Origin of the sequence: Aeoliella mucimassa (genome assembly GCF_007748035.1) — a bacterium.
In the GTDB taxonomy this organism is placed as follows: domain Bacteria; phylum Planctomycetota; class Planctomycetia; order Pirellulales; family Lacipirellulaceae; genus Aeoliella; species Aeoliella mucimassa.
On sequence record NZ_CP036278.1, the window covers coordinates 5409590 to 5436037 of the forward strand.

The window sequence follows — 26448 nt, forward strand, 5'->3', positions numbered from 1 at the left end:
ACTAACGTGGAATGGAACCACGTACCTTTTTTACGGAGATCGAACATGGCTACGAAAGAAAAACGAACCTACAAAGTCACGAACTGGAAGGAGTATAACAAGTCGCTCATCGAGCGTGGAAACATCACTATTTGGTTTAGCGACGAGGCGTTGGAGAACTGGGAACATCCTAACGACCAGACAAAAGTCGGTCGCCCTTTTGTCTTCAGCGATACGGCGATCGAGTGCTTGCTGACGATTCGCGAACTGCTGAAACTTCCCTATCGGCAGACTGAGGGATTCGGCCGCTCGCTGGTGGCGATGTTGGGCGTCGAGGCAGCGATTCCCAATTATTCTTCGCTCGCCAAGCGAGCCAGCAAGCTGAATGTTTCGCTCGATATCGCTAACAAGAGGGGCGACATCGATATCGTGGTGGATAGCACCGGCATGAAAGTGTTTGGCGAGGGCGAATGGAAGATGCGGACGCATGGCAAGTCGAAGCGGCGGACATGGCGGAAGCTGCATTTGTCGGTGAATCCTGACACCCGCGAGATTGTGGCGGAGATTTTGACCGAGAACAGTTGCCACGATGCCGATGCGGTTCCCGAAATGCTGGAGCAGGTGGAGCAGCCCGTAAAAAAGTTTCACGGCGACGGTAGTTACGACAAGTGGAAGGTTTATGAAGGGCTGGAATCCGAAGGCATTGAGCCGGTGATTCCGCCGCAGCACAACGCCAAGATCAAACAACATGGCAACTCTGCGGAGGAGCCTTTGCCCCGGGACGAGGCAATTCGTCAGATTCGACGCAAGGGGCGTAGGAGTTGGAAAGAGGAAGTGGGCTATCATCGTAGAAGCTTGGCGGAAACGACCATGTACCGAGTGAAACAAAGCTTTGGGAGCCATCTCAAAAACCGAGTATTCGAAAACCAACAAACGGAAGCCCGCTTGCGCTGTAAAATCATCAATCAATTCACCCAACTCGGGCTTCCACAGTTCGAGTGGAGTTAGTCAACAAGGCCAATCGTAAGTAAGAACAAAAGGGGAGAACTGAACCATGACAAGTCATCTAAGTATTGTGCCAACGCTGGCCGCCTTCTCGTTAAACGATGTACCCACGTTTGCCTGGGTGTTTGCCGGATTCCTCCTGGTCATGGCGTTGATCGTGTTTCTCGCCAGCCTGACCAAGATGTTCTACAAACGCTGTAGCAGTAATCAGGTGCTGGTGGTCTACGGTGCCAGGACCGGCGGCGAAGGTCGCACCGCGAAAACCGTGCATGGTGGTGGTTCATTCGTGCTACCGGTGATCCAGTCGTACGAGTACTTGAGCCTGGAACCGATTCAGATCGAGATTCCCCTGCGTGGGGCTCTTTCGATCGAGAACATTCGCGTCAATGTGCCGAGCGTGTTTACCGTGGCAGTCGGCACCGAACAAACCGTGATGAACAACGCAGCGGTGCGTTTGCTGGGACTTTCGACCCAAGAGATTCGTCAGCAGGCCGAGGAAATCATCTTCGGGCAGCTCCGCCAAGTGATTGCTTCGATGAAAATCGAGGATATCAATCGCGACCGCGATACCTTCCTGCAGCATATCCAGGGATCGGTGGAACCGGAACTCAAGAAGATCGGCTTGGTGCTCATTAACGTGAATATCACCGACATCACCGACGAGTCGGGCTACATCGACGCGATCGGGCAGAAGGCCGCTAGCGAAGCCATTCAACAAGCACGTGGCGACGTGGCCGACGAGCAGCGCAAAGGTGAAATCCGTGTGGCTAACGCCGAACGCGAAAAGGACGTGGAAGTCGCCAACGCCCAAAAGTTCCGCGAGATCGGTACCCGCGAAGCGTTGCGTGAGCAATCGGTTCGCATCGCCGAACTCGAGAAGGAACAAACCGTCGGCGAACGCACCGCGGAGTTCCAGCGCGAAGTCCAAGTGAAACAGGCCGAGCAAGAAAAGCGTATTGCGGTAGCCGACGCGAATGCCACCGCAGTGGATGGCGAAAACATCGCCGAGGCCAAGGTCGCCCAATCGCAAGCCACCCTGCTGGTAGAAAGGGCCGAAGCCTACGAACGCGGCGAATCGAAAAAGCGACAAGCCGAAGCAGCGGTGATTGAAGTTCAGAACCGCGCAATGGCAAAGGCCGCCATGGCCGAGGCCGAACGTGTGGAAGCCGAGAAGCGGGCGGAGCTCGAAGCTCCTGCCAAGGCGGAGAAAGCTCGCAAGGTGGTAGAAGCCGAGAAACGACGACTCGAAGCCGAAGGTGAAGCGGCCGCGATCTACGCGAAGCTCGAAGCCGAAGCCCGAGGTCAGTACGAGATCCTGGCCAAGAAGGGCGAAGGCCTGAAGCAGATCGTCGCGGCTTGCGGCGGCGCCAAAGAGGCCTTCCAGTTGATGATGCTCGAACACCTCGACAACCTGGCCGAGGCCAGCGCCAAGGCAATTTCGAACATCAAGTTCGACAAGGTTGTGGTCTGGGAAAACGGTGGCGGCAAAGATGGCCGCAGCAGCACGGCCGACTTCCTGCACAGCATGGCTGGCACGTTACCACCAATGCTACAAGTGATGAAGGACATCGGGGGTGTCGAGATCCCCGATTCACTGGCCAAACTTGCGGGAGAATCGAGCGATACGTTCGACGAGCCCGTCATGAAAGTTTCGACCAATGGCAAAGCTCCAAAAGCGGAGACCACGAGTTCGACCGCGGTGCTGGAAGAGGACGAGGACGACGACCAGCAGTCAACGTCTCGCCTGTAGTTTACAACTGTCACCTTGTAACGCAACACGCCCTCGGTGGAAGCGATCCACCGAGGGCGTTTAGGTTATTAGAGAGTGAATATCAGCGATACTTGAGTTCGTACTGCCACCAGCCGACTTGATCGATCTGCCGGGTGAGTTGGAAGTCGATATCGAACACCGACGAGCGGTACCAGTTGTCGACTGACTCGACCATTGCGTACTCGTTCTCGGTCCAGGTGAGCAACAGGAAGCGAATTTCTTCATTGCGAGCGTCGAGTATCCAGTACTCAGGAATGCCCGCTGCGTGATAAGCCCTGCGTAGGATTTCCAGATCCTTCTCTTCCGACGAGTCGCTAACGATTTCGCAAACCCAGTCAGGCGCCCCCACCAGTGCGGTGTGCTTGCCTTGCTTCTCGGGAGGAGCGGCGAGCTTGCCCGACTTGATAGTAGCCCACTTGGCGAAAAAGGCGTCGGGCTCATTGGCCACAGCCGCTGCTTCGTTCTGAATGCCTGCACCGTCGGGATAATAGCGTCCCAGGTCACGCTGCTGCACCAATCCCCCGATGACCAAGTTTAATGTCTGTTTAAGCGCGGAGTGCGAATCGATGCGTTCTGGACTCATGTCAAAAAACAATTCCCCCCGGTAGTACACCACCTTTCCTTGCTTGGGATAGGCTTCCGACTCGGCCCAATTTCGAAATTGCGCAAGCGACATCCCCGTCACGGGAACGTGAAATGAGAGATCGGCGGAAGGTGTGTAACTGACAGTCGACATGCTTCTATTGTACCACATCTGTCAATTGCGGCACCGATCGCACGGCGGTCTGGTTGGAGGGAGGCAAAAAAACACGCCCTCGGTGGAAGCGATCCACCGGGGGCGTGTTTTACTTTACCTATATCTGAACTATTGGGCCTTGATCCAACGGCCTAATATTCGACGTCGACCCACTTGCGTTCTTTGCTGCTCTTGACCATCGCTTCGCAAATGGCCAGGGCGTTGTGCCCATCGACAAAGGTCGCATAGTCGCCGCCGGGACGTTTGCCGGCGATGTGTCCGTAGACGTTGCGGAACAGGTTCTTCGAACCGCCCGGCCAACCTTCGTTGTGACCACCCGGGTAATGCACGTAATCCTGGGCTTCGGGGTACATCAGGCTGGCGTCGCGGATCAACGTTTCGTTGGGTCCATCGCGGCGACCAATCCACATTTCGTTCGGGCGTTCCTGATCCCAAGCCAGCGAAGCTTCGGTGCCGTCGAGTTCGAAGGTCAGACCATTCTTCTTACCGGCCGAACATTGGCTAACGGTCATGACGCCGTGTGCACCGTTTTCGAACTCGAGCAGCGAACTGGCGTAGTCTTCGGTGTTGATCGGTACCGATTCGTAATCCTCAGGCTTCAGCTGCTTGCCAGCGAAGCTTTCGACTTCGACGCTTGGCTTCTTACGCTCGGGATAGATCGTGTGGAAATCGGCCATCACGCTCTTGATCTTCACGCCGGCCACGAATTGAACAATGTCGCACCAGTGGCTACCGATGTCGGCAACCGCTCGCGACGAGCCCGACATCTCTGGCACCAATCGCCAGTTCCAGTCGGTCTCTTTCAGCAGCCAGTCTTGCAGGTAGCTACCGTGCACGGAGTGAACCTTGCCGATGTCGCCTTTGGCAACCATTTGCTGGGCCTGGCGCACCAGCGGCATGAAGCGGTAATTGAAGTTAATCGCATTCACCACGCCCGACTCTTCGGCCAAACGCACCAGCTCGCGTGACTGCTCGGTATCCATGGCCAGCGGTTTTTCGCTGACTACGTGCTTGCCTGCTTCGATAATGGCCTTGTTCATCTCGAAGTGCAGATGGTTAGGCGTGCAGTTGTGCACGACCTGGATATCGGGGTCGGCCAGCATCTCACGAAAATCGCCGTAGGCCTTGGGAATCGAGAGTTCCGCGGCCTTGGCCTCGGCCAGATCCTGGCTCCGCTCGCAAAGGGCCACGACTTCGACAAACCCAAGCCGACGAATCGACTCGACATGCGTGGGACCGATAAATCCAGTACCAATAACGGCTGCTTTGATCATGAGAGGACCAGGGGGTTAGAAGTGCAATTTATTTAGAACCGCCAGGAGCATCAAGTGCTTTGAAGTACCGTATTGTTTACCACACTCGACTGGTCGAGCCCAGTGAGCGGCTGTTTGGAGGATAACCGCTGCCTAAGTTGACACGACGGTATTTCTTGGGCGAGCCGAGCGGTAAAAGGTCGCCTGCTACTCCACGCGTTCCACGTCGGCCCAGCTGCCGGAGTCGATCGAGCGATTCACCGCCTCGAGCACTGCGACCACTTGCGCGCCGTCGCGGAAATCGGGCCAGCAGGGGCGGTCGTGGGCGATGTCTTCCAGCAAGTCGTACACGGCGTGCACGAACGTGTGGTCGTACCCCAGCAGGTGTCCTGGAGGCCACCAATTGCCCGCGTAGGGATGGCACTCTTCGGTCGCGAGAATACGACGGAATCCCTGCTCGTGCGCGGGGCTCTCGGTGCTGTAGAACTCGAGCCAGTTCATGTCTTCAAAACACCAGACCAGCGAACCTTTGCTGCCGTTGATTTCGAAGCGATTGAAGTTTCGCCGCCCCGCTGCCAGTCGGGTTGCTTCGAACGACCCCAAGGCTCCGTTGGCGAACTTGGTAAGCCACATGCTGTGATCGTCGACTGTGACCTGCTCGGTCCCTTCGCCGGCGGTGGCGGTTAAGCCGCTGCTGGTGCCTTCGGCGGGGCGTTCGGTGATGTAGGTCTTCTTTTGCCCGACCACGCTATCCAAGTCGCCGACCAGGAAGTGGGCGAGGTCGATCATGTGCGAACCAAGATCTCCATGGGCGCCGCTGCCGGCCGATTCCTTGCGCAATCGCCAGTTCATGGGGAACTCAGGATTGGTCAGCCAGTCCTGCAGATAGGTAAACCGGGCGTGGCGAATCTCGCCGATTTCGTCGGCTTCGATCATCCGCTTCGCGAGCGACACGGCCGGCACCCGGCGGTAATTGTGGTTCACCATGTGCTTCACACCAGCGGCGCGGGCCGCCTCGAGCATCGCCCGACACTCAGCCAGGTTCATGGCCATCGGTTTTTCGCAAAATACATGCTTGCCAGCCTGAGCCGCGGCGATGGCCATTTCGGCATGCGTGCTGCCTGGCGTGCCGATATCGACCAGGTCGATGTCGTCGCGAGAAACCAAGGTTTGCCAGGAAGTTTCGTAGCTTTCCCAGCCCCACCGCTCGGCAAACTCGCTCACTGCCTGCTCGTCGCGACCGCAAATGGCTTTCATTACCGGTTTCGAAGTCGGGTCGAAAAACTTATCGACCGTGCGAAACGCGTGAGAATGGGCCTTGCCCATGAACTTGTAACCAATCAGTCCGACATTCGTCCCATCAGGCATATTTGCTGTGCTCCGAGCGTTCATCTGCCGGCACTGGCCAGCGACTAGGCGAGTTTCAAAATAGTAGCTAGAAAGTAACTAACATAATGTTTCCCGGTTGCGGGTCGCAACCACACCGCGTCCCCGAGCAAGAGCCTCGTCCATGGCCCGATTGAAGACTTTAGAATTTGAACCCTCGGCAATTGCCCTGCCGCAACAGATGGTGCGCTTGCTGAACGACGCGGACGACCGAATTGAGTCGTTCCAGTTTGAACATCGCGACAAGCCGGTCGCTGCGTTTGTGCCGAGCGACTTTGTGCTGGCCTACCAGGCGTTGGTCGCGATTGCGACTTCGAACATGGCGGCCGGCCGTCGGTTTGTGGAGTGGGGCTCCGGCGTCGGCGTCGTGACCTGTCTGGCTGCTTCCTTGGGATTCGACGCGGTCGGCATCGAAATCGAACCCGAGCTGGTCGATCTCTCCCGCGAACTGGCCGACGATCATGGGATCGACGCCGATTTCGCCGCGGGGAGCTTCGTGCCGAACGACGAGGTCGACCTGTTCGACATGTCGGGCGACTTCAACTGGGTGCGAACCGACGCTCCGAGCGCCTACGAGGAAATCGACCTGGAGATCGACGACTTCGATCTGGTGTATTGCTATCCCTGGCCAGGTGAAGAAGCCCTGAGCGAAGAGCTGTTCGCCGAGTGCGGATCGACCGGAGCCTTGCTGCTGAGTTTCCACGGCCGCGATGGCATGAAGCTCCGCCGGCGGGTGTAGCAATCACCGCCGCAATGTTGGTCGGTGGTCATCGATTGGTGGATCGTACTATCATCCATAAGAACTACCGCACGACTTTACACCACTTGGCATCCTCATGGCTTACGCCTCGCTAAAAAAATGTGTCGACGATCTTGAGCGCAACAAGCACTTGGTGCGCATCGACGTACCGATAGATCCGCATCTTGAGGCGGCCGCGATTCATCGGCGAGTGTTCGAAGCCGGCGGGCCGGCCATTCTGTTTACCAATGTCGTCGGCTGCAAGTTCCCGATGGTGAGCAATTTGTTCGGCACCATCGAACGGTCGCGGTATCTGTTTCGTCACGAGCTGGCCGTGTTCGAACAACTGGTTGACCTCAAGATCGACCCCATGGCTGCGTTGCGCCATCCGCTGAAGTACGCAAGCGTTCCGCTGGCAGCCCTGCGAATGCTCCCACGGCTGGTTTCCAATGGCCCCGTGATGGCGAACAAAACCACCGTGAGCCAGTTGCCACAGATGGTAAGCTGGCCCCGCGACGGAGGGCCTTTCGTCACGTTGCCTCAGGTTTATACGGAAGACGTTCGCGAGCCGGGACTCAAACGCTCGAACCTGGGGATGTATCGCATCCAACTCGGCGGCAACGAATATGTGCCGAACGATGAGATTGGTCTGCACTACCAAATCCACCGCTCGATCGGCGTGCATCAGCAAATGGCCGTCGAACGCGGCGAGCCGTTCCGCGTGAACATCTTTGTCGGCGGCCCCCCTGCGATGAGCCTGGCGGCGGTGATGCCGTTGCCGGAAGGAATGAGCGAACTCGGCTTTGCTGGCGTGCTGGGGGGCAGTCGCGTGCGGATGGTGCGTCGGTCGGATGGGTTGCCGGTGCATGCCGATACCGACTTTGCCATCTGCGGCACCGTGATCCCAGGCGAGCTGAAACCCGAAGGGCCCTTCGGCGACCACCTGGGCTACTACTCGCTGGCCCATCCGTTCCCCGTGCTCAAAGTGGAGCAGGTGTATCATCGCGATGGTGCCATCTGGCCCTTCACCGTGGTCGGTCGGCCGCCGCAGGAAGACACGATGTTCGGGCAATTGATCCACGAACTCACGTCGCGATTGATTCCTGCGGTGCTGCCTGGCGTGAAGCAGGTGCATGCGGTCGACGCTGCCGGCGTGCACCCCTTGTTGCTAGCCATCGGCAGCGAACGTTACACGCCCTATCGCAAGGTCGACCGCCCGCAAGAACTGCTCACCCAGGCGAGTGCCATCCTTGGTCAGGGGCAGTTGTCGCTGGCCAAGTTCCTGTGGATTGCTGCTTCGCAGGACGATCCCCAACTCGACCTGCACGACATCGAGCGATTCTTCGCCCACATGCTGTCGCGGGCCGATTGGAACCGCGACCTGCATTTCACCACCGAGACCACCATCGATACCCTCGACTACTCCGGCAGCAATTTGAACTCGGGATCGAAGCTGGTGGTCGCTGCGGTCGGCGAGAGACAATTCGATCTGGCTACCGAACTCCCCAGCGATCTGCGATTGCCCGATGGCTTCAGCCAGCCTGAGATCGTGATGCCTGGCGTGCTGGCGGTGAAGGCTCCCCCCTGCCCGGCGCCGAGCTTCCACCAGCCCCCTGCGGAGTTCGATAGCACGCAGGATCTGCGCAGGTTCTGCGAGAGCTACTCCCCCTACGAATCGATCCACCGCTTCCGACTGGTACTGCTGGTCGACGATTCGCAGTTTGTGGCCAAATCGCTCAGTAACTTCCTGTGGGTCACGTTTACGCGTACCAATCCCGCGTCCGACGTGGATGGCATCGGTGCATTCATCCAGCACAAACATTGGGGATGCCAGGGGCCGCTGGTCATGGACGCCCGCACCAAGCCCCATCACGTCCCGGCGCTGGCCGAGGACCCCGACATCACCCGAAAAGTCGATTCGCTAGCAGCAAAAGGGGGCCCTTTGGCAGGGCTTTACTAGGCTGGGACGCTCGCCTGGCTCGACTCTGCTGTCTACACTAGATCTCATGCTTGCCGACTCGATCAACCTGAACGACGCCCAGTGGTGGCTCGTGATTGTCTTCATCGCCTTCCTGGGGGGGTGTGTTGGTAGCTTCTTGAACGTGGTGATGTACCGGCTCCCTCGCAAGGAGAGCGTGGTCTGGCCAGGTTCTCATTGCCCGAAGTGTCAGCACGCGATCCGTCCCTGGCATAATTTGCCCGTACTCGGTTGGCTGATGCTCCGTGGCAAGTGCTACGACTGCAAAGCTCCTATCTCTCCCAAGTATCCATTCGTCGAAGCGGTGACCGCCGCTGTGTTTGTGCTGGCCGCGTTAGCGAGTGGAATCTTGTAATTCTCCGATTTCTATTCTCTCACTTTCGAGTGCTCTTCGATGACTCAACTTACGTTTCACGGTGCCGCCCGCACGGTTACTGGTTCCAAATATCTGCTCGAAGCCGATGGCGCACGGGTGCTCATCGACTGCGGTATGTTTCAAGGCCTCAAGAAGCTTCGCGAGCTGAACTGGCAGCCGACGCCGTTCGACATCAAGAACCTCGACGCGGTACTACTGACGCACGCCCACCTCGACCACTGTGGCTACTTGCCACGGATTGTTCGACAGGGCTATCACAACCGCATTTTCTGCACGCCGGCCACGGCCAAGCTGGCAGAGATCATCATGCTCGACTCGGCCAAGATTCAAGAGCACGACGCGGATTACGCCAACAAAAAGGGCTTCTCGAAACACAAACCCGCCTTGCCGCTGTACGAAGGCAAGGACGTGCTCACAACCGTCAAGCTATTGCGTGAAGTCGAACGCGAGAATTGGCACCAGGTCGCGGGTCCGATATGGGCTCGTTTTCACGACGCGGGGCACTTGCTTGGTTCGAACATGATTGAGGTCGAAGTTCGCAACCGCGAGAAGCCGCTGCGAATCCTCTTTTCGGGCGATGTTGGTCGCTACGACGGTCCGCTCTACTTCGATCCGACCCCCCCACCGGAATGCGATGTTCTGGTTTGTGAGAGCACCTATGGTAATCGCGACCATCCCGATAAAGACCTTTCGGAAGGACTGGCCGACGTGTTCAATCGCGCGGTCAAGCGAGGCGGCGTGATTCTCATGGCTTCGTTCGCAGTGGGACGCGCTCAGCAGTTGATTTACTTGATGCAGGTGCTCAAGAGCGAAGGCAAGATCCCCGACTTGCCGATCTATCTCGACAGCCCCATGTCGTGCAACGCGACCGACATCTATCGCGAGCACTCCGACGACCACGACCTGGCCGAAGGCGACTTGAACGGCGAACGCCCCGTGCTCGGCGGGCCGGCTGTGCACTTGTGCCGCAGCGTCGATGAATCGAAGGGGCTCAACAACGTGGATGGACCCGCGGTGATCATCTCGTCGAGCGGCATGATGACCGCCGGGCGGATCCTACATCACCTCAAGCGGCGGCTCCCCGACAAGCGAAACACCGTGGTACTCGGTGGCTACATGGCGGTCGGCACCCGTGGTCGGGCGCTCGAGCAAGGGGCCCCTACAATCCGCATGCACGGTATGGACGTTCCGGTAAACGCCGCCATCGAGAAAGTTCCCGGGCTCAGCGGCCACGCCGATCGTAGCGGGCTGCTACGCTGGCTCAGCGGTTTAAAGCAAGACCCTCGCCAGGTGTTCCTCACGCACGGCGAGCCCGACAGCGCCGAGGCATTTGCCGACACGCTAGCAGCCGAGCGGGGCTGGAAACCCATAGTGCCCGAAATGGGCGAATCGCATACGCTAGATTAGCGAGCGACGACACCGCCCTATTCGGTGACGGCCAAATAGGGCGGAGCTGCTTCCAGGAACACCCTCTTGCTCATCCACTAGCATGGATTCAGAAGAAATATGCCCAAACCAACACCCGACGAATTCACTTTAGACGCCCGACACCCTGGCCTTTCGGAGGCCGTGGAGCGCAATCGCAAAGCGATCTTGAATTCTCCCAGCTACAAGCTGGCCGAGTACGATGTCGACTTCATCAAGCGCGATGAGCAGCGCCCGGTGCGGATGCAGCTGGAGCTGCAAAAAACCGAGCAACTGCTCCGCGAACACCACATCGAGACGATGATCGTCGTGTTCGGCGGCACGCAGATCGTACCCCGCGATCAGGCCGAACAAAGGGTAGAGATCGCCAAGAAGGAACTGGCCGCCGCGCCGGACGACAAGCGATTGCAGCGGGCACTCGTGCGGAGCGAGGCCCAACTGGCCAAGAGCTACTATTACGACCACGCCCGCGAGTTTGCCAAACTGGTTTCGAGCACCTGCCAATCCGATGGCAAGTGCGAGTTTGTCGTTACCACCGGCGGCGGGCCCGGCATCATGGAAGCCGCCAACCGGGGTGCCTACGATGTCGGTGCAAAGAACGTCGGCCTGAACATCGAACTACCGCACGAGCAGGAACCCAATCCGTACATCACACCGGAACTCTGTTTCCAGTTCCACTATTTCGCGATGCGTAAATTCCACTTTATCCTTCGCGCGGCCGCGCTCGTGGTGTTCCCCGGTGGTTATGGCACACTCGACGAACTCTTCAATACGCTTTGCCTGCGGCAAACGGGTCGCATGCAAGCGATTCCGATCATTCTTTATGGCCGTAAGTACTGGGAGTCGATCATCAATTTCCAGCAACTGGCCGACGAAGGGGTGATTGCCGACGAGCATCTCGACCTCGTGCAATTCGCCGAAACGCCCGAGGAAGCCTGGATAATCATCAGCGATTTTCACTTGTAAGCACTCCAGGGTAGCACAAGGGGAATCTCGTAGCACTCGTGTGTTTACCCTCCTGCTTGCGGGAGGGTCGGGCTATCAGGACCGGGGAGGGCCTGGGGGTTTGCCATTGGCTTAAGCGTGGCGGTTCTGGTTTCCTTTCTGCTTATCGAGGCTGCACTCCAGGGTAGCGATTTGGCTCGCGGAACTCGCCGGCGCAAAACCCTTCGCTGGGCGTCGATTCCCTCTCAGGGAATAGGGGTGCAGAGGATGGATGTAGTGCATTGCCCCGGGTGCCACTGGCTCCGCCCATTACTGTCCGGAATTAATCTTAACCGATTCTGAACTTGCGCGGTGGGGAGTGGTGTGGTACGACATAGTCCATGCCTTCCCAGCGAGTTGCTAAAGACGAGCTACCAGTGTGGCCCGAGCAGGTCATTGGGGGGAAGTATGTCCGGCTTTTGGAGAAGTTTCTCAAACAACTCCGCTCGGAAGACGCCCACGGTAATCGCAAGTTATTTCTCGATGACGTGTTCGTAGCCTACCTGCTGGCGTTCTTCAATCCCACCATCCGCAGTTTGCGAACCATCGAAGATTTCAGCCAAACGGTACAGGCTCAGAAACACCTTTCGATTCGCAAGATCACTAGAAGTACGCTCTCAGACTTCAATCAACTGGCCGACCCCGAGCGATTGCAGCCGATTCTCGATGCCCTCCGCCGGCAACTTGCCCGCAAGTCAAAACGGCAATCGATAGGTGACGACGATCTCGACGAACTGCTCCAGCAGACCGTGGCCGTCGATGGCACGTTTCTCCCGGCCGTGGCCGAAGTCGCCTGGGCCATGTGCAATACGAACAATCATGGGGCGAAGAAGCATCGAGCGCGGGTGGATGTCCATTTGCCGGTGAGCACGTGGCTTCCCGAGGCAATCGTCATTCCATCCCCTGGCCAGAGCGAGGCCGATTCAGCCATCGAACGGTTGCAGCCCGGTCGTATCTATCTGTACGACCGCGGCTTCATGAGTTTCGCGCTCTTGGCAGCGCACTACGACGACACACACGCGTTGCAATCGCACTTCGTGGCTCGTTATCGCCCAGCGGGGGGCAATTCGCCCACGCTGCGGGAAGTGAAAAGTCGCGAACTCACCGAAAAAGACAAAGCGGCCGGCGTGCTCAGCGATGGAGTGGGACATTTCAAGTCTTCGAATCCGAGCCGACATCGAGTTCCCCGAGTGCAGCTTCGCGAAGTCATCGTCGCTTGCGAAGAAAAGGGAAAACCGTCGCAACTGCGGTTGATCACCAACCTGCTCGATGTACCGGCGCACGTGATTGCCATGCTGTATCGCTATCGTTGGCAAGTAGAACTGTTCTTTCGGTGGCTGAAGAGCTCTGCGAACTTCGGACACTTGATCAGCCACGCAAGCGAAGGGGTGCAAACGCACTTCTACGTGGCGGTCATTGCCGTGTTGCTGATGTACCTGCACACCGGTTATCGACCGAGCAAGTACCTGTTCGCCCTAATGGGACAGGTCGGCCGCGGGGCGGCAACCCTGGAAGAGATCCTGCCGATCCTCCGCGAGCGAGAACGTCAGAACGAACTGGCCCGGCAGTCGGCCGCGCGGCGGAGCGAGAAAAAGAAACAGCAATCGACTTAGAGACGCTGCCACTCGGCCGCGATTCTCACGCTGCCGCCTGCGCAATGTGAAAGGAAAAAGGCGGCGAGTCTTGATCGCGTAAGCCAATCCATGCAATCATAAGACGCCGCGCAACACTCCCGGAATGCAAAGAACCGAACTCCGGACAGTAATGGGCTCCGCCAGTCGAACACCCGCAGCCACTCCAGGCACTCTTCGGCCAGCTTTGCGGAATGCACTGGGCGGTTGGTGCTGTGCCAGTCGCGAAACCAATCGTCGCGCCAGAGCTCGATCTCTTGCTGCCATTCCTGACTTACCACGCAGCCAGCTTCGTGCGAATCGGCCAGCAGATGCGAGAAGTGCCCGGCCACCACCCAGCCGGCCAGCGGACCAATCTGTCGGCAGCGAAGCACCGAGTCGCGCCAGAGCGGCAGCGCCTGCTCGCGAGGCAAATCGAGAAACGAATAGGGCCGGCCTTGCTCGGGGTCGATCGCCGGATTGGCTTCCCATCGCGCCCAACCGTCGTCGTGACGGGCGATGGCCGATAGTAGTTCGTGCCGTACGTCTTGCAGGTGAGGATTGTCGCTATCGGCCGCACACACCACCGGCGGTACCTGCTCACTGCCCCACGCCCGCGCCAACTCGGCGCTCACGCGGGCGTGTTCCACCTGCGACACAAGCAACAATTTGTCAGGCTTCTCGACTAGAGGAACAGAACGGCGAATCATGGCAACCGCTTACGATGGCTAATTTCATACAAGCTGCGAGCAGCGCACTCGCGTTACTCCTCGGGGCATTGCTCCGGCGTGTCGCCGGCGGTTGCGCTGCCAAACGACAACTCGGCTGGCAGCCCGCCGCTGGCTTCGCGCTTGGTCCAGTCGCCCCAACTGCCATGGTAGTTGGCGGCTGGCTTGCCGGTGGCCAGCTCGACAGCAAGCGCCATGACCGCTGCGCGGCCGCCACCGCCGCAGTAAGTGACTGTTGGTTTCGCAGGATCGAAATGCACGCGCTCGAGCAATTGCTTGAGCTGGTTGATCTCGAGCAGCTTGCCGGTGTCGGCGTCGACCAGCTCTTCCCAGTTCAGATGGTGAGCGGTAGGAATGTACCCGGCTTCATTCTCTTGGTCGGTGCGGGTGTCGATAAGGCAGGTCGCCGCTTGGTCGCTATCGGCAATCGCTCGCACCTCGGCGTAGTCGGCGAAGCGCTCGGGCTGAGCGGTTGCTTTGAACGTGCTGCTCTCGACAAACGAGGGAGTGTCGGTCGACAGGCTTTGCTCGGCCGCCCGCCAGGCCTGCATGCCGCCGTTGAGCACGCGAACGTCGTCGACGCCCCAGTATTTGAGCATCCACCACACGCGAGCAGCCGATGGAGAGACCTTGGTATCGACGACCACCACGGTTGTGTTATTGCTGGGGAGGTAGCGACCGATGCGCGAGGTCCAAGCGGCCGTGTCGTCGCCCTGGCCGAAGGTCGACTTCCACTCCTTGGTATCCACGTGCAGCGCACCATGAATATGACCCTCGGCGAACGCGTCGGCCGAGCGAACATCGAGCACCACCAGCGGGCTGGGAGCTTGCGACTCGGCGGCCAGGCGTTCGGCGAGCTGGGGGACTTCCATCAACAATTCGGTTTTCTCCTCGGCGTGGATCGTATTAGGCAGCATCAACATCAGGATAGCGATCGTCGGGAGGGTCCAGTGCATGGCAGTGCTTTCCGTTATTCAGGACAACGAGGTTGCGATTCGAACCAAACTCTAACACACAATCCACTCGGCACCAAACAAAACAGCCGGCGCTCCCCGGGGAGAGCACCGGCTGCTGTTGGACACTTAGACGCCCGGTTCTTAGCCCTTGTAGAAGCTGCAGAACTCGTCGATCGAAACCGGCTTGATCTTGTCGGCCCAGCCAGCTTGACCAAAGGCGGTCATGCGAGCGATGCAGACTTCCTTCATCTTTTCGCGAGCGGGCTTCAGGTAATCGCGGGGATCGAACTTCTCGGGGGTCGTGGCGAACACCTTACGGATGGCACCGGTGATGGCCATGCGGTTGTCGGTGTCGACGTTCACCTTACGCACGCCGTGCTTGATACCCTTTTGGATCTCTTCGACAGGCACGCCGTAGGTTTGCTTCATTTCACCACCGTACTCGTTGATGATGTCCTGCAGCTCTTGAGGAACGCTGCTCGAACCGTGCATCACCAGGTGGCAGTTCGGCAGACGCTTGTGGATCTCTTCGATGCGATCCATGGCCAGCACTTCGCCGGTTGGCTTCTTGGTGAACTTGTAAGCACCGTGGCTGGTACCGATAGCGACAGCCAAGGCATCCACACCGGTGTCGGCGACGAAGCGTTCGGCTTCATCAGGGTCGGTCAGCAGTTGATCGTGCGACAGCGCTTCGGTGGCACCATGGCCATCTTCTTGCTCGCCACCGCCGGTCTCGAGCGAGCCCAAGCAGCCGAGTTCACCTTCGACCGAAACGCCTTGCTTGTGAGCAGCGTCGACCACGGTCTTGGTAACGCCGACGTTGTAGTCGTAGTCGGCGGGGGTGCTGCCATCGGCCTGCAGGCTGCCGTCCATCATTACGCTGGTAAAGCCGTTGTCGATCGCGCTCTGGCACGTGTCGGGGCTGTTACCGTGGTCTTGGTGCATGACGATAGGAATGGTCGGGTACAGCTCGGCAGCAGCCAGCATCAGGTGACGCAGGTAGTTGTCTTGCGAGTACTTACGAGCACCACGCGAAGCTTGCACGATCACCGGCGAGTTCGTCTCGGCCGCGGCTTCCATGATCGCTTGAATCTGTTCCATGTTGTTCACGTTGAACGCGGCCAGGCCGTAATCATTTTCGGCGGCGTGGTCCAACAGCAGTCGCATAGGGACTAGTGGCATGATAGTGTCTCCTGAATGGAGGGAAAGGTGTGTGTACCTGGATGAGACCACATTCTACTGCTGTTGTGTGCGGAGGAGGAGGGCCGGAGACCCCCAACTGTGACTCCACGGCTCAGCACACTTTTGCGTCGTGCGGCATCGCACATCGCGCGACTCCACATCCCCTCCAGGCGACGCAAAGCCCTTATTTCCAAGGCCAGTAGCTGTTCTTCTCGGCCGCTAGATTGGCCGGTTCCGGCACGTGAGCCAGCCGCACCAGTAGGTACTTCTGCTCCACATACGACTCGACCTCGGTATGGTGGAACAAACCGCCCAGTCGGTGTGCAGACTCCGGCAAGCAGGTGATCACGAGGATTTCGCCCGGCGCTAAATCTACAGATAATCGCAAATCGTCGAACCCTTCGAAGTCGCGAGCGAACTGCTGAACCACCATCCCCGGGCCCGATGGGCGGATCTGCATGCGGGGCTGGCCGTGGTGCAGTTCCGGCAGCAATTCCACCTGCACCCGGTCGCTGGTTCGCGAAACCGCCTTGAGCCCGTAAATTCCCTGGGCGTCGGGAAATTGCCGCCCGGTGAGTTGGTGATCCTGATTCTCCAGCAGCGTGAACTCCCGCGGCGAGTCTGTCGCTTGCAGTTCGAGTCGCTGGCCTAGACCGATTTGCTTCATCCGCTTGGTCACCTTCGGCGGAGCCGACGAGAGCGATGCTAGCTGGCTCGACGCAGGCGCCTGGCCGTTGGGATTCAATAGCTGCATCAACTCGGCACTCGGCGAACCACCGACCACGCCGGCCCGCAGGCCATACTCGGCGAGCGATCGCCGCACTTCGACTGGCAGCCGATCCTCTTCGACCGACTGCCATAGCTCGGCCGCAAACGCCTGGTCGTCGACGCTGGTCCGCGCCCAGTAGATGTCGAGCGTCACCGCGTCGGGCGAGGGTTTGGCCGCTTTCAGTAGTGAATCCGACGTTAAATCGCCTGGATTTCCCAGCGAATGGCAGCCAGTCGCCGCGGCTAGCAAGACTGTCGCCAGGGCAAGTGGTGGCCAGAATCGATGGACGAAGGACATAACGGTCGACAGCGAAGAGAAGGGAAGCGCAAGTGCGAGCAGCGGCGGAGCATAGGAAACCGCGCAGTCCACGGCAAGGTCGACTCGCCAGGCGAAGGACGAACATGGTGGAGCGTCATGGAATAAAGCCCCCACTCGCTGGGGTGGGGCGAAATCGATTGTTGTAACCCCCTGTCATGAAAGGACTTGCGATTGTGCCCCCGCCCCCAAAAGCCCGAAAAACGATTCGTGGGGGCAAAACGCGGGCCCATGAAACCTTTCTGTTCGGCGTAACCCTTTTGTTTGCAACGACTTGCGTCGATCGCTCCGGTGCTTGCTGCGGGGATTGTGCCCCCAGGGGTAATAGAAAGTAGCCCCAAGCCTCGGATCTGGTGTCGCAACGGTGCCTCAAAGGCGTTTTCAAAATGACCATTTCCGTTCATCGTTTTGTGATCCGTGGGATAAAGGGCCGTCAATGAAGTTCATGGGTGTGCAACTTGCACTAGCCGCTTTTTTCGATTCTGTTGCAGTTGTTAAAACGAACGTCCGAACCGCAGCGGTTCAGGTGTTCACTATACCAGATTGGGTGGCCAATTTCAAAGGAAAAGCCCTACCTGAAGAACGTTAGAAAGAAGACTACGGTCCCATGCGTTTCGCCGTTGCCCTGATCCAGCTTTGCTGGGCGCGTTTTTTGATGATGCTCGGCCTTGTTGAACAATTAGTCACAAACCTCCGTAAAAACTAACGTGGAATGGAACCACGTACCTTTTTTACGGAGATCGAACATGGCTACGAAAGAAAAACGAACCTACAAAGTCACGAACTGGAAGGAGTATAACAAGTCGCTCATCGAGCGTGGAAACATCACTATTTGGTTTAGCGACGAGGCGTTGGAGAACTGGGAACATCCTAACGACCAGACAAAAGTCGGTCGCCCTTTTGTCTTCAGCGATACGGCGATCGAGTGCTTGCTGACGATTCGCGAACTGCTGAAACTTCCCTATCGGCAGACTGAGGGATTCGGCCGCTCGCTGGTGGCGATGTTGGGCGTCGAGGCAGCGATTCCCAATTATTCTTCGCTCGCCAAGCGAGCCAGCAAGCTGAATGTTTCGCTCGATATCGCTAACAAGAGGGGCGACATCGATATCGTGGTGGATAGCACCGGCATGAAAGTGTTTGGCGAGGGCGAATGGAAGATGCGGACGCATGGCAAGTCGAAGCGGCGGACATGGCGGAAGCTGCATTTGTCGGTGAATCCTGACACCCGCGAGATTGTGGCGGAGATTTTGACCGAGAACAGTTGCCACGATGCCGATGCGGTTCCCGAAATGCTGGAGCAGGTGGAGCAGCCCGTAAAAAAGTTTCACGGCGACGGTAGTTACGACAAGTGGAAGGTTTATGAAGGGCTGGAATCCGAAGGCATTGAGCCGGTGATTCCGCCGCAGCACAACGCCAAGATCAAACAACATGGCAACTCTGCGGAGGAGCCTTTGCCCCGGGACGAGGCAATTCGTCAGATTCGACGCAAGGGGCGTAGGAGTTGGAAAGAGGAAGTGGGCTATCATCGTAGAAGCTTGGCGGAAACGACCATGTACCGAGTGAAACAAAGCTTTGGGAGCCATCTCAAAAACCGAGTATTCGAAAACCAACAAACGGAAGCCCGCTTGCGCTGTAAAATCATCAATCAATTCACCCAACTCGGGCTTCCACAGTTCGAGTGGAGTTAGTCAACAAGGCCATGATGCTCTACCAGAAATGGCACTGGGAGTTCCTCGGCCGCTGGATTATCCGCACGGCCTGCATGCTCTTTTTAGCGGGGGCGGGGGCCGACGATGCAGCAATTGAGGTCGTCGAGGATCTTGGAGAGGATGGCAAGAGGCTACTCAAGCAAGAGGCTATTCGCCAGAACTGCAGGTTCTCAGTCGCTCAAACCATGATCGTGATGCTGGATATCGACTAGCAATGCCTATTCGCTCTTCCACCACCGGCAATCCAAGGAGCCGGCTGCGCATACACTAACCGAGAGACTTCCCACTCCCGACGAGCAACGGGAGCTAAATCGGATTCTGCGAACCGATTTCACCGACTACGGTTGTCTGGCTGTTTGGTTTCTATTTCTTGGCTTTGGGCTAAGCCTCTTCTGTCGCTTCATCGGTTCTTCCATTTCCACAGAGATAGCAAGCATTGCCTACTGGATCGGCTGGTTCGTTGCAACTGGCTTTCTGATCGTGATGCTAATCCTTCTGGTGCCGTTCTGTCCCAAGCCGCGACGACTAATCAGGCGAGATATCGAAGATCAGATCGTTCAGGTGATTCACGTGATCGACCCCGAGGTGATTGAAATCTCGTACTTTCAAAACATTGCACCCATCCTGGCCTTAGGGATTGGAGAGGAGACGATTCGTTACCTCCAGGGGCAATGGCTCTACAACACAGACCTCTACAGGGGCGAGTCATCGGAAAATGACGAGGGCGACGAGTATCTGAATGAACTACCGCCGCCCCATGCGTTCCCGAGTCAAGAATTTACACTCACGCGACTGCCACACTGTGGAGAAGTGCTAAGCATCAAGGTAGCTGGCGACTACTTACCTCCTGCACACGAGGTCGCCGATCTGAAGAAGGAATATGAGTTTCAACCCTCCGAGATCTTCCGCGGCCAAGTGGCCGACATCGCGGAGATACTGGCCCGCGAGCACGCGGCGCGTGCATCGAAATAGAATGAGACGAAGTGCGACTCTTCATGCACCGTGTCGAAAGCCATCGCCTACGGCTTTGGGCTAAACGATTGAGCGATTGAGTCCCGGCAATACGAAAGCGAGGGACCAGAGCAAGGCTCCAGTCCCTCGCAATTCGTCTTCAAGGAAGGAGCGAAGGGGAGGTGTGAACGATGTTATCGAAACGTGGCGACGGTTAGTCGTCGATCGTGATGGTGGCTTCGTCGGAGACGCGGAAGCGTTGCTTGCCGCTGCTGTTCGCTTGGCTTTGTATCGATTCGGCTTCGACGATCGATCCGTTCGAGCACAGCAGTCGCACCTTGCCTTCGAGTAGAACACCACCTTCGTGGAGTTGAATGCGATTGGCAGAAGCCTGCATGCCGTTGTTGTTTTGTTCGACGTAGGAGCAATTGCCGAGCCCCATCACGTTTTTCACATTGGCTCCTTGCAGTTCGACTTGAATTCGGTCGGCCACGATCAGCACGTCGCCATCGCCAATCGAGCAACACGCTTTGCCTTCGAGCACGATCTGTTGGGTGTTGGGGGAGTCTTGTTCGGTAGCTTCCGTCGGAATCGCTGGAGCGACCGCCAGAGTGCTGGCGGCAAACATGGTTTCGCCGATATTGAGAGTGATCGGCCGTCCCTCGACCGCCGGAGCGATGGTTGGTGCCGCTTGCGGTGCAGGGGAAGGCACCATGCTGGGAATCGCAGGCGCATAACGAGGGGGTGCGTACGGTGGGGCCGAGGGGGTTACCTCGGCCGCGACCGAAACCAACACCGCTATCACAATCGCATGAAACCTTCGTGAATCCTTTCGACGAGAGTAAAATGTGACGCGACCGCCTCACGAAGCAAGTCTGGTGCCAGTTGCCATTTGGGGCACGTTTCCCCGTGTTTCTACTCTAGGAGAGTGAAACAATTGCATCGCGTTGCGTTTTTTACAAACCGATAGCCGTTGGTTACGCTAGCGCGTGATGCACCGCAGCGTGTGATAGCAAGCCGCGGTTACGGGCGGTCTGCTGGCTGGCGGACCAGGTAGAGGAGCTCGCCCGACTCGCCGGCCGCGGAGCCTTCACTCGGCATGAACGCGGTAACGAGCACCGCGCGGGTGCCGTCGCTCAATGTCACCGGCTCGGCATGAGGATTCGCAAACGACCTGGAGCCTTGGTGCGTTTGAATCTTCAGCTCCTCGATCGGCTCGCCGGTCGGGTTGCATAGATAGACTCGCCAGGAGCTCCAGTCTTGAGGAGCGAGCTGAATCTCCTGTAAGCAATACGCTTCGCCCGCCCAGGAGAACAGATCGCGACTGCCAAAGTTGCCGCGTGCGCCGAGTTTAGTGAACTTTCGATTGAGCGACGCATCAGGCTTGGCCGACCATTGCTCGAACGCGACCAACCGCCCGCGGGCCAGGCGATCAACCTCGGCGTTGCGGTAATAATGCAGCCGCACGTCGAGCACCTCCTCGCCATCCTGCTCGCTGATGTGCTCGATCATCGGTGTCCCTTCGGCAGTAGGAGCGAGCGTGCGATCGATATCGATGGAGCGGCTTGCCTCCGACTGGCAGAGCGAAGCAAAGCTCTCGTAGCGGGCGATGCGAATCCAGCAGCTGTTGGGGGCATCCTTTTCGTAAGCGAGCAGATACTCGCCATCGGGAGTTTGCAAAAGCTGCCCTTGCGAGGCGTGCGTATCGAGTTTGGCCAGGAACTTCCAGTGCACTGCGTCGCTCGACTCGCCGAGCGCCAGGTGAAAGACTCCGTCGCGCAGGTAGTGATAGACACCCAGAATGCGGTGCTGATCGTCCTGGTAGGGATTCAAGCAGTCGAGCGAATGCCCACGATCGTCCCGCGCACCGTATTGATGGGCGAGAGAGTCGGGCACGCTCGCCAGTTGGTGGGCGATGCTCGTCGGCTCGGCTGCTCGAGCCGAAGTAATGGTCATGCCGAATACAGCAAAGCAGGTGAGTGAAAGTAGGTGAGTGCTAGAACGTAAGTAGGGAATCATCGTAACGCTTGGATTAAGGTCGAACCGCTTTGGCGGTGTGTCGAATCAGGAGCATGTACATTACCAGCCCGTAGAGCATGATCGCAAACGACCCTAAGCCAAAAGCAATCATCGCCGAGCCAAACAGGAGCACAAGCAGGCTATTCACTATCGGCAACGCAACGGCCACCCCGAGTATCAGCGTGAGCCTGCGGGCTTCGTCTACGAGGGATGCATCTCCTATAAGTTTGGCTATTGCCTTGAGGTAGAAGGCAAAGAGTAGCCATGACGCGAGGGCCAGCAGTCCCGCAAGGGAAGTGATTTGATGGTCGGTGATATCGGCAACGCTAAGTACAGTGAGAGCGATCGAGCTGAGATCGCAAGCAATCGAGGCAACGAGCAATCCCGCGTTGCCAAGCGATGGGGCGCGAACCAGGCACAGGACCCGGCCGGCTGTATTGAGCAAGTATCCTAAAAGGACCAGGCCAAGGGCTCCAACGATGAAAATCCAAATCGCATCAGAACGGAATACCAACGATATCACCAAGCTCGTTACCAACAGCACTGGGCTAACAAGCGTGATCACCGCACCATAGAAGACGAGGTAGATGGCCCAAGAGAGTCCGGCCGAACGGATGTCGATTGTGCCGACGCCTGATGAGGGGATGTCGGGCGCGGAGCTCGTGGTGGGCGCGGCAAATGGATTGTAGTTTTCGGTGTCGTCATGGGGAGCAAGTTTGTTCCCCTGTTCAGCTGAGGCAGTAACAGGCTCCGACTGACCCGAAACTGCCGGGGCCACGTTGCTTGCGGAAAGCTCGGGGCTAGGAATGACAAACGTCAGGCCACAGCTGTTGCATTTGCCCTTTTTGCCTGCGGCAGACTCGGGAACCGAATACTGCTTGCCGCACGGACACTTCACATTGAGCGCCACGAAACCCCCTCCCAAGGACCGTGTCCGCCCGGAAAAACCACGTTTGCCAGAGAACCGCCGAACATGGCGATAGCTGCGGAGGACACGTTACGGTTCTCATCTTACTCACCAGGCCGAATAGCTGGCGCTCGAAAAATGCCTGTTGCCAGGCAAATATTCCTCCCTACCCATCGGCCAAGGCAACGCTAGATGCTGCGCCGCACCTCGCTGAAGTGAGGGAATTCGGGTGAAATAGGCGGTCTCTCGTGGATGTAACAGAGATGCCAGCACCGGGAAAAACACATTTTGAAATTCAATCGGCAGCCGGTTGACGCATTGGAGCTGGGCCAGTAAATTCACCGATTCCCCTTGAGTTCGAGGGGGCGACTATTGTTGTTTGAAAACCAGGGTAATGGACCTCGGTGCAGGCTCGACTCGAGCCGCCAATACACTGAGGTGGAGTGAGGAGCATCCGTCGTGGCGCAAGCACAGGAAATTATTCGCATTCGAATGGAAGCTTACGATCATTCGGTACTCGATCAGAGTGCAGCCGAGATCGTAGATACCGCCAAACGGACTAACTCCATTGTTCATGGCCCTATCCCATTGCCGACTCGTATTGAGCGATACACCGTTCTGCGTGGTCCGCACGTCGACAAGAAGTCGCGACAGCAGTTCGAGATCCGCACTCACAAGCGGCTAATCGATATCGTCCAGGCTACGGCCAAGACCATCGAGGCACTCAATAAGCTGAGCCTGCCTGCTGGTGTGGACATCAAGATCAAAGCCACCACGGCTTAATTTTATAATATTTCTGTGGGTAAAAGACGCATGATCGGAAGTTGAGCAGGGTAAGCCGGGGTCTGTCTTCGGTGCTTAGAGCCCCTGAAGTCAGTCCGCGTGTCTCCCCGCTCACAAGCCTACATGACCATATACTGAGGGCGTTCGTCGCGAAATAAGCGATGAGCGATAGAGAGATGTCAGCCAGCAATCCAGTTGTGGGTATCCTGGGCCGCAAGGTCGGGATGACGCAGGTTTACGACGACTCGGGTGTCGTCGTCCCGGTGACGGTTGTTCAAGCAGGACCCTGTGATGTGTTGCAGGTTCGCACGCAGGACAAAGACGGCTACGAAGCCGTGCAGATTGGTTATCTCGATAAGCCGCGTCGCTTGGCTAGCCGAAGCGAGCGGGGTCATGTAGCAAAGCTCGATAGCAAGCGTTCTAAGGCTCGCACCGCTGCTGGTGTCGAAGCTGCTCCCAAGGCCTCCTGTGAGCCAAAGCGTTTTGTCCGCGAGATCCGCGGCGGTGCTGGTGATCTGGCTCCTGGCTCGAAGGTCACGGTCGACGCTTTCGCCGAAATTAAGTCCGTCGACATCATTGCCACGAGCAAGGGTCGCGGTTTCTCCGGTGCCATGAAGCGGCACAACTTCAGCGGTCAGCGTGCCACGCACGGTGTCAAGAAGTGTCACCGTCACTTGGGTGGTACTGGCTGTAGTGCTTACCCGAGTCGCTTGTTCAAGGGTATTCGGATGCCCGGTCAGTACGGCAACGCCCGCACGACCGTTCGCAATCAAAAGATCGTCCGCGTCGATGCGGATAACAACTTGCTTCTGGTTCGCGGCAGCGTCCCCGGTCCGAATGGTGGGTTCGTCGTCGTTAAGCAAACCAACAAACTGTAGGGAGAGGTCGGAGGTCAGAGGACGGAGGGGTTTCTCTCTTTAAGCTCGATACCGAGTACCTGCAATCATGCCTAAGCTCACAATTCACGATCGAAAAGGCAACAAGGTCGGCACCTACAATGTCGAGCCGACGGACTTCGCGCCTGCGATCAACAAGCAACTGCTGCACGACGCCGTGGTGATGTACCAGGCCAATCAGCGTCAGGGTAGCCACAAAACGAAAACCCGCGCCGAAGTCGCTGGCAGCACCAAGAAGTTGTACCGCCAAAAGGGTACGGGTAACGCCCGTGCTGGTCATCGCCGCAGTGGTGTCCGCCGTGGTGGTGGTCACATCCACGCGGTGCGTCCTCGCGATTACTCTTATTCACTGCCTCGTAAGGCCCTTCGTTTGGCTACTCGCATGGCCATCGCTTCGAAGGTGCAGGATGACGAAATGGTAGTCATCGACGAGTTGTCGTTCGAGTCGCCAAAGACTCGCAACATGGTGTCGATCATCAAGCACCTGGGCATCGAGAACGATTCGCTGCTCGTTGCGACCGATGGTTACAACGTGAATGTCTACAAGAGTGGTCGTAACATCGACCGGGTTGCGGTAGCCCCCGCGGCTGAGCTGAACGCCTTGAGCGTTTTGTCGGCCCGTCGGTTGCTCGTAACCAAGTCGGCACTCGATGTTCTCCGTGCGTCGGCCGGAGCGAATGGAAGTTCGGCCGAGTCGTCCGCCGCAGAATAGTCAAGCAAAGGTTAGTGAGCCATGCCTCGCCATATTCCCCAAAAAACAACGCTGGAGCTGGAACCGCATCAGATTCTGCTTCGGCCGCTAGTGACCGAAAAGGGCACCGAGCAATCGACACGCTTCAACGCGTATGCCTTCCAGGTCAATAAGCTGGCAACCAAGACCGATATTCGCAAGGCAGTTGAAAAGCTGTTTGACGTGAAGGTTGAGAAGATTCACATCCAGAACCGCAAGGGCAAGCCACGCCGCACCCGTCAGCGTTTCGGATACACTGGCGATTGGAAGAAGGCCATCGTCACATTGGATAAAGAGCACACCATCGAGTTCTTTTAGTAGTTGAGAGTCACTTAACCGCCTACTAAAAACAGAACGCTGAAAGCTTCGAACAAATGGGTATTCGCAAATACAATCCGACGACTCCGGGCCGCCGTGGTGCCTCGGTAAGCGACTTCAAGGACTTGACGCCAGGTGCCAAGCCCGAGAAGAGCCTGCTGCGGACGATCACCAAGACCGGTGGTCGCAATAACCAAGGTGTCACCACGGTACGTTTTCGTGGTGGTGGTCACAAGCGTCGTTACCGCCTGATCGACTTCCGTCGCAACAAAGATGGCGTGCCGGCCAAGGTCGATTCGATTCAGTACGACCCCAATCGTACCGCTCGCATTGCTCTGCTCCACTACGCCGACGGCGAAAAGCGTTACATTATCGCCCCTGCTGGCCTGAAGGCTGGCGACCAAGTGATGAGCGGTCCTGAGTGCGAGCCTAAGGTCGGCAACTGCTTGCCACTGTCGAAGATTCCGCTGGGTACCGTGGTGCACAATGTCGAACTCAAGGCTGGCCGTGGTGCCGAGCTTTGCCGCAGTGCTGGTACGAGTGCTACACTGATGGCTCGTGAAGCCGACTGGGCTCAGATTTCGCTGCCGAGCGGTGAAATCCGTCGTATCCCTTCGGCCTGCCGGGCAACGGTTGGTTCGACTAGCAACTCCGATCACAGTGCCATCGTCCTGGGTAAAGCAGGCCGCAAGCGTTGGTTGGGCCGTCGTCCCCACGTTCGTGGTACCGCGATGAACCCGCATGACCATCCGCATGGTGGTGGTGAAGGTCGCACTAAGGGTGGTCGCCACCCAGTGAGCCCCACCGGCAAGAGCGCCAAGGGCGGCATGACTCGCCAACGTCGCAAGCCTTCGAACGCCGCGATCGTGCGTCGTCGCAAGAGCAAGCGGTACGGCGTGCAGAAACTGGTAAAGAAGTAAAT

At 57.8% G+C, this 26448-nt stretch carries 26 protein-coding genes; 16 read left to right on the forward strand and 10 right to left on the reverse strand.

The window, feature by feature from the left end:
- The first annotated feature begins 45 nt into the window (after positions 1-45).
- Positions 46-987 (forward strand): IS5 family transposase, encoded by a 942-nt coding sequence (locus tag Pan181_RS21225; RefSeq protein ID WP_145244898.1) that lies wholly within the window; start codon positions 46-48, stop codon positions 985-987.
- Positions 988-1033: 46 nt separating this feature from the next.
- Positions 1034-2734 (forward strand): flotillin family protein, encoded by a 1701-nt coding sequence (locus tag Pan181_RS21230; protein ID WP_145249838.1) that lies wholly within the window; start codon positions 1034-1036, stop codon positions 2732-2734.
- An 82-nt stretch (positions 2735-2816) separates the two neighbouring features.
- Here Pan181_RS21230 and Pan181_RS21235 read toward each other — a convergent pair whose 3' ends face one another.
- From Pan181_RS21235 to Pan181_RS21245, 3 genes are all read right to left on the reverse strand, one after another.
- Positions 2817-3491 carry a Uma2 family endonuclease gene (locus Pan181_RS21235; RefSeq protein WP_197528570.1) on the reverse strand — a complete coding sequence of 225 codons (675 nt, stop codon included), beginning with the start codon at positions 3489-3491 and terminating at the stop codon, positions 2817-2819.
- Positions 3492-3643: 152 nt separating this feature from the next.
- The gene (locus Pan181_RS21240) at positions 3644-4786 is read right to left on the reverse strand and encodes a Gfo/Idh/MocA family protein (protein ID WP_145249843.1); all 1143 of its coding nucleotides are present in this window, start codon (positions 4784-4786) and stop codon (positions 3644-3646) included.
- 186 nt (positions 4787-4972) lie between these two features.
- Entirely contained in the window at positions 4973-6133 is a 1161-nt protein-coding gene (locus Pan181_RS21245; RefSeq protein ID WP_145249845.1) for a Gfo/Idh/MocA family protein, read from the reverse strand.
- Between the two features lie 142 nt (positions 6134-6275).
- Between Pan181_RS21245 and Pan181_RS21250 the strand changes: the two genes are divergently transcribed.
- The 6 genes from Pan181_RS21250 (at position 6276) to Pan181_RS21275 (ending at position 13266) form a co-directional block, all read left to right on the forward strand.
- Positions 6276-6890 carry a methyltransferase domain-containing protein gene (locus tag Pan181_RS21250; RefSeq protein ID WP_145249847.1) on the forward strand — a complete coding sequence of 205 codons (615 nt, stop codon included), beginning with the start codon at positions 6276-6278 and terminating at the stop codon, positions 6888-6890.
- Positions 6891-6987: 97 nt separating this feature from the next.
- Positions 6988-8850 carry a UbiD family decarboxylase gene (locus Pan181_RS21255; protein WP_145249849.1) on the forward strand — a complete coding sequence of 621 codons (1863 nt, stop codon included), beginning with the start codon at positions 6988-6990 and terminating at the stop codon, positions 8848-8850.
- 46 nt (positions 8851-8896) lie between these two features.
- Positions 8897-9223, forward strand: a complete 327-nt coding sequence (locus tag Pan181_RS26810; RefSeq protein ID WP_145249851.1) for a prepilin peptidase — start codon at positions 8897-8899, stop codon at positions 9221-9223.
- A gap of 39 nt (positions 9224-9262) precedes the next feature.
- A complete protein-coding gene (locus Pan181_RS21265) occupies positions 9263-10651 on the forward strand; it encodes an MBL fold metallo-hydrolase RNA specificity domain-containing protein (RefSeq protein WP_145249853.1) in 1389 nt (462 codons plus the stop codon).
- 99 nt (positions 10652-10750) lie between these two features.
- On the forward strand, positions 10751-11635 hold the full coding sequence (locus tag Pan181_RS21270; RefSeq protein WP_145249855.1) for an LOG family protein: 885 nt from the start codon (positions 10751-10753) through the stop codon (positions 11633-11635).
- Between the two features lie 359 nt (positions 11636-11994).
- Positions 11995-13266: an IS4 family transposase gene (locus tag Pan181_RS21275; protein WP_145245135.1), complete on the forward strand. Its 1272-nt coding sequence runs from the start codon at positions 11995-11997 to the stop codon at positions 13264-13266.
- On the opposite strand, the gene Pan181_RS21280 is transcribed toward Pan181_RS21275, so the two are convergent.
- From Pan181_RS21280 to Pan181_RS21295, 4 genes are all read right to left on the reverse strand, one after another.
- Positions 13263-13973, reverse strand: coding sequence for a DUF3891 family protein (locus Pan181_RS21280; protein ID WP_145249857.1), 711 nt, complete (start codon positions 13971-13973; stop codon positions 13263-13265). The two genes, Pan181_RS21275 and Pan181_RS21280, sit on opposite strands and share 4 nt — an antisense overlap.
- 53 nt (positions 13974-14026) lie before the next feature.
- The gene (locus Pan181_RS21285) at positions 14027-14947 is read right to left on the reverse strand and encodes a sulfurtransferase (protein ID WP_145249859.1); all 921 of its coding nucleotides are present in this window, start codon (positions 14945-14947) and stop codon (positions 14027-14029) included.
- Positions 14948-15088: 141 nt separating this feature from the next.
- Positions 15089-16129, reverse strand: a complete 1041-nt coding sequence (fba, locus tag Pan181_RS21290) for a class II fructose-bisphosphate aldolase (RefSeq protein ID WP_145249861.1) — start codon at positions 16127-16129, stop codon at positions 15089-15091.
- Positions 16130-16313: 184 nt separating this feature from the next.
- Complete coding sequence (locus Pan181_RS21295; RefSeq protein WP_145249863.1) at positions 16314-17195, reverse strand: hypothetical protein; 882 nt, start codon at positions 17193-17195, stop codon at positions 16314-16316.
- A gap of 764 nt (positions 17196-17959) precedes the next feature.
- Here Pan181_RS21295 and Pan181_RS21300 point away from each other — a divergent pair.
- The 3 genes from Pan181_RS21300 to Pan181_RS21310 all read left to right on the forward strand — a co-directional run bounded on the left by Pan181_RS21300 (position 17960) and on the right by Pan181_RS21310 (position 19894).
- Positions 17960-18901 (forward strand): IS5 family transposase, encoded by a 942-nt coding sequence (locus Pan181_RS21300; RefSeq protein ID WP_145244898.1) that lies wholly within the window; start codon positions 17960-17962, stop codon positions 18899-18901.
- A gap of 11 nt (positions 18902-18912) precedes the next feature.
- The gene (locus Pan181_RS21305) at positions 18913-19134 is read left to right on the forward strand and encodes a hypothetical protein (RefSeq protein ID WP_145249865.1); all 222 of its coding nucleotides are present in this window, start codon (positions 18913-18915) and stop codon (positions 19132-19134) included.
- Between the two features lie 268 nt (positions 19135-19402).
- The gene (locus Pan181_RS21310) at positions 19403-19894 is read left to right on the forward strand and encodes a hypothetical protein (protein WP_145249867.1); all 492 of its coding nucleotides are present in this window, start codon (positions 19403-19405) and stop codon (positions 19892-19894) included.
- A 193-nt stretch (positions 19895-20087) separates the two neighbouring features.
- Here the strand turns inward: Pan181_RS21310 and Pan181_RS21315 are convergent, their stop codons facing one another.
- From Pan181_RS21315 to Pan181_RS21325, 3 genes are all read right to left on the reverse strand, one after another.
- Positions 20088-20669, reverse strand: coding sequence for a hypothetical protein (locus Pan181_RS21315; protein WP_145249868.1), 582 nt, complete (start codon positions 20667-20669; stop codon positions 20088-20090).
- A 227-nt stretch (positions 20670-20896) separates the two neighbouring features.
- Positions 20897-21892, reverse strand: a complete 996-nt coding sequence (locus Pan181_RS21320) for a hypothetical protein (protein WP_145249871.1) — start codon at positions 21890-21892, stop codon at positions 20897-20899.
- 13 nt (positions 21893-21905) lie between these two features.
- Positions 21906-22802, reverse strand: coding sequence for a hypothetical protein (locus Pan181_RS21325; RefSeq protein WP_197528571.1), 897 nt, complete (start codon positions 22800-22802; stop codon positions 21906-21908).
- 456 nt (positions 22803-23258) lie between these two features.
- On the opposite strand from Pan181_RS21325, the gene rpsJ reads away from it, so the two are divergent.
- From rpsJ to rplB, 5 genes are all read left to right on the forward strand, one after another.
- Entirely contained in the window at positions 23259-23582 is a 324-nt protein-coding gene (gene rpsJ / locus Pan181_RS21330; RefSeq protein ID WP_145249875.1) for a 30S ribosomal protein S10, read from the forward strand.
- A 224-nt stretch (positions 23583-23806) separates the two neighbouring features.
- On the forward strand, positions 23807-24460 hold the full coding sequence (gene rplC / locus Pan181_RS21335) for a 50S ribosomal protein L3 (protein ID WP_145252383.1): 654 nt from the start codon (positions 23807-23809) through the stop codon (positions 24458-24460).
- A gap of 67 nt (positions 24461-24527) precedes the next feature.
- Positions 24528-25190: a 50S ribosomal protein L4 gene (rplD, locus tag Pan181_RS21340; RefSeq protein ID WP_145249878.1), complete on the forward strand. Its 663-nt coding sequence runs from the start codon at positions 24528-24530 to the stop codon at positions 25188-25190.
- A gap of 21 nt (positions 25191-25211) precedes the next feature.
- Positions 25212-25526 (forward strand): 50S ribosomal protein L23, encoded by a 315-nt coding sequence (gene rplW / locus Pan181_RS21345; RefSeq protein WP_145249879.1) that lies wholly within the window; start codon positions 25212-25214, stop codon positions 25524-25526.
- Positions 25527-25582: 56 nt separating this feature from the next.
- Complete coding sequence (gene rplB / locus Pan181_RS21350; RefSeq protein WP_145249882.1) at positions 25583-26446, forward strand: 50S ribosomal protein L2; 864 nt, start codon at positions 25583-25585, stop codon at positions 26444-26446.
- Positions 26447-26448: the final 2 nt, after the last annotated feature.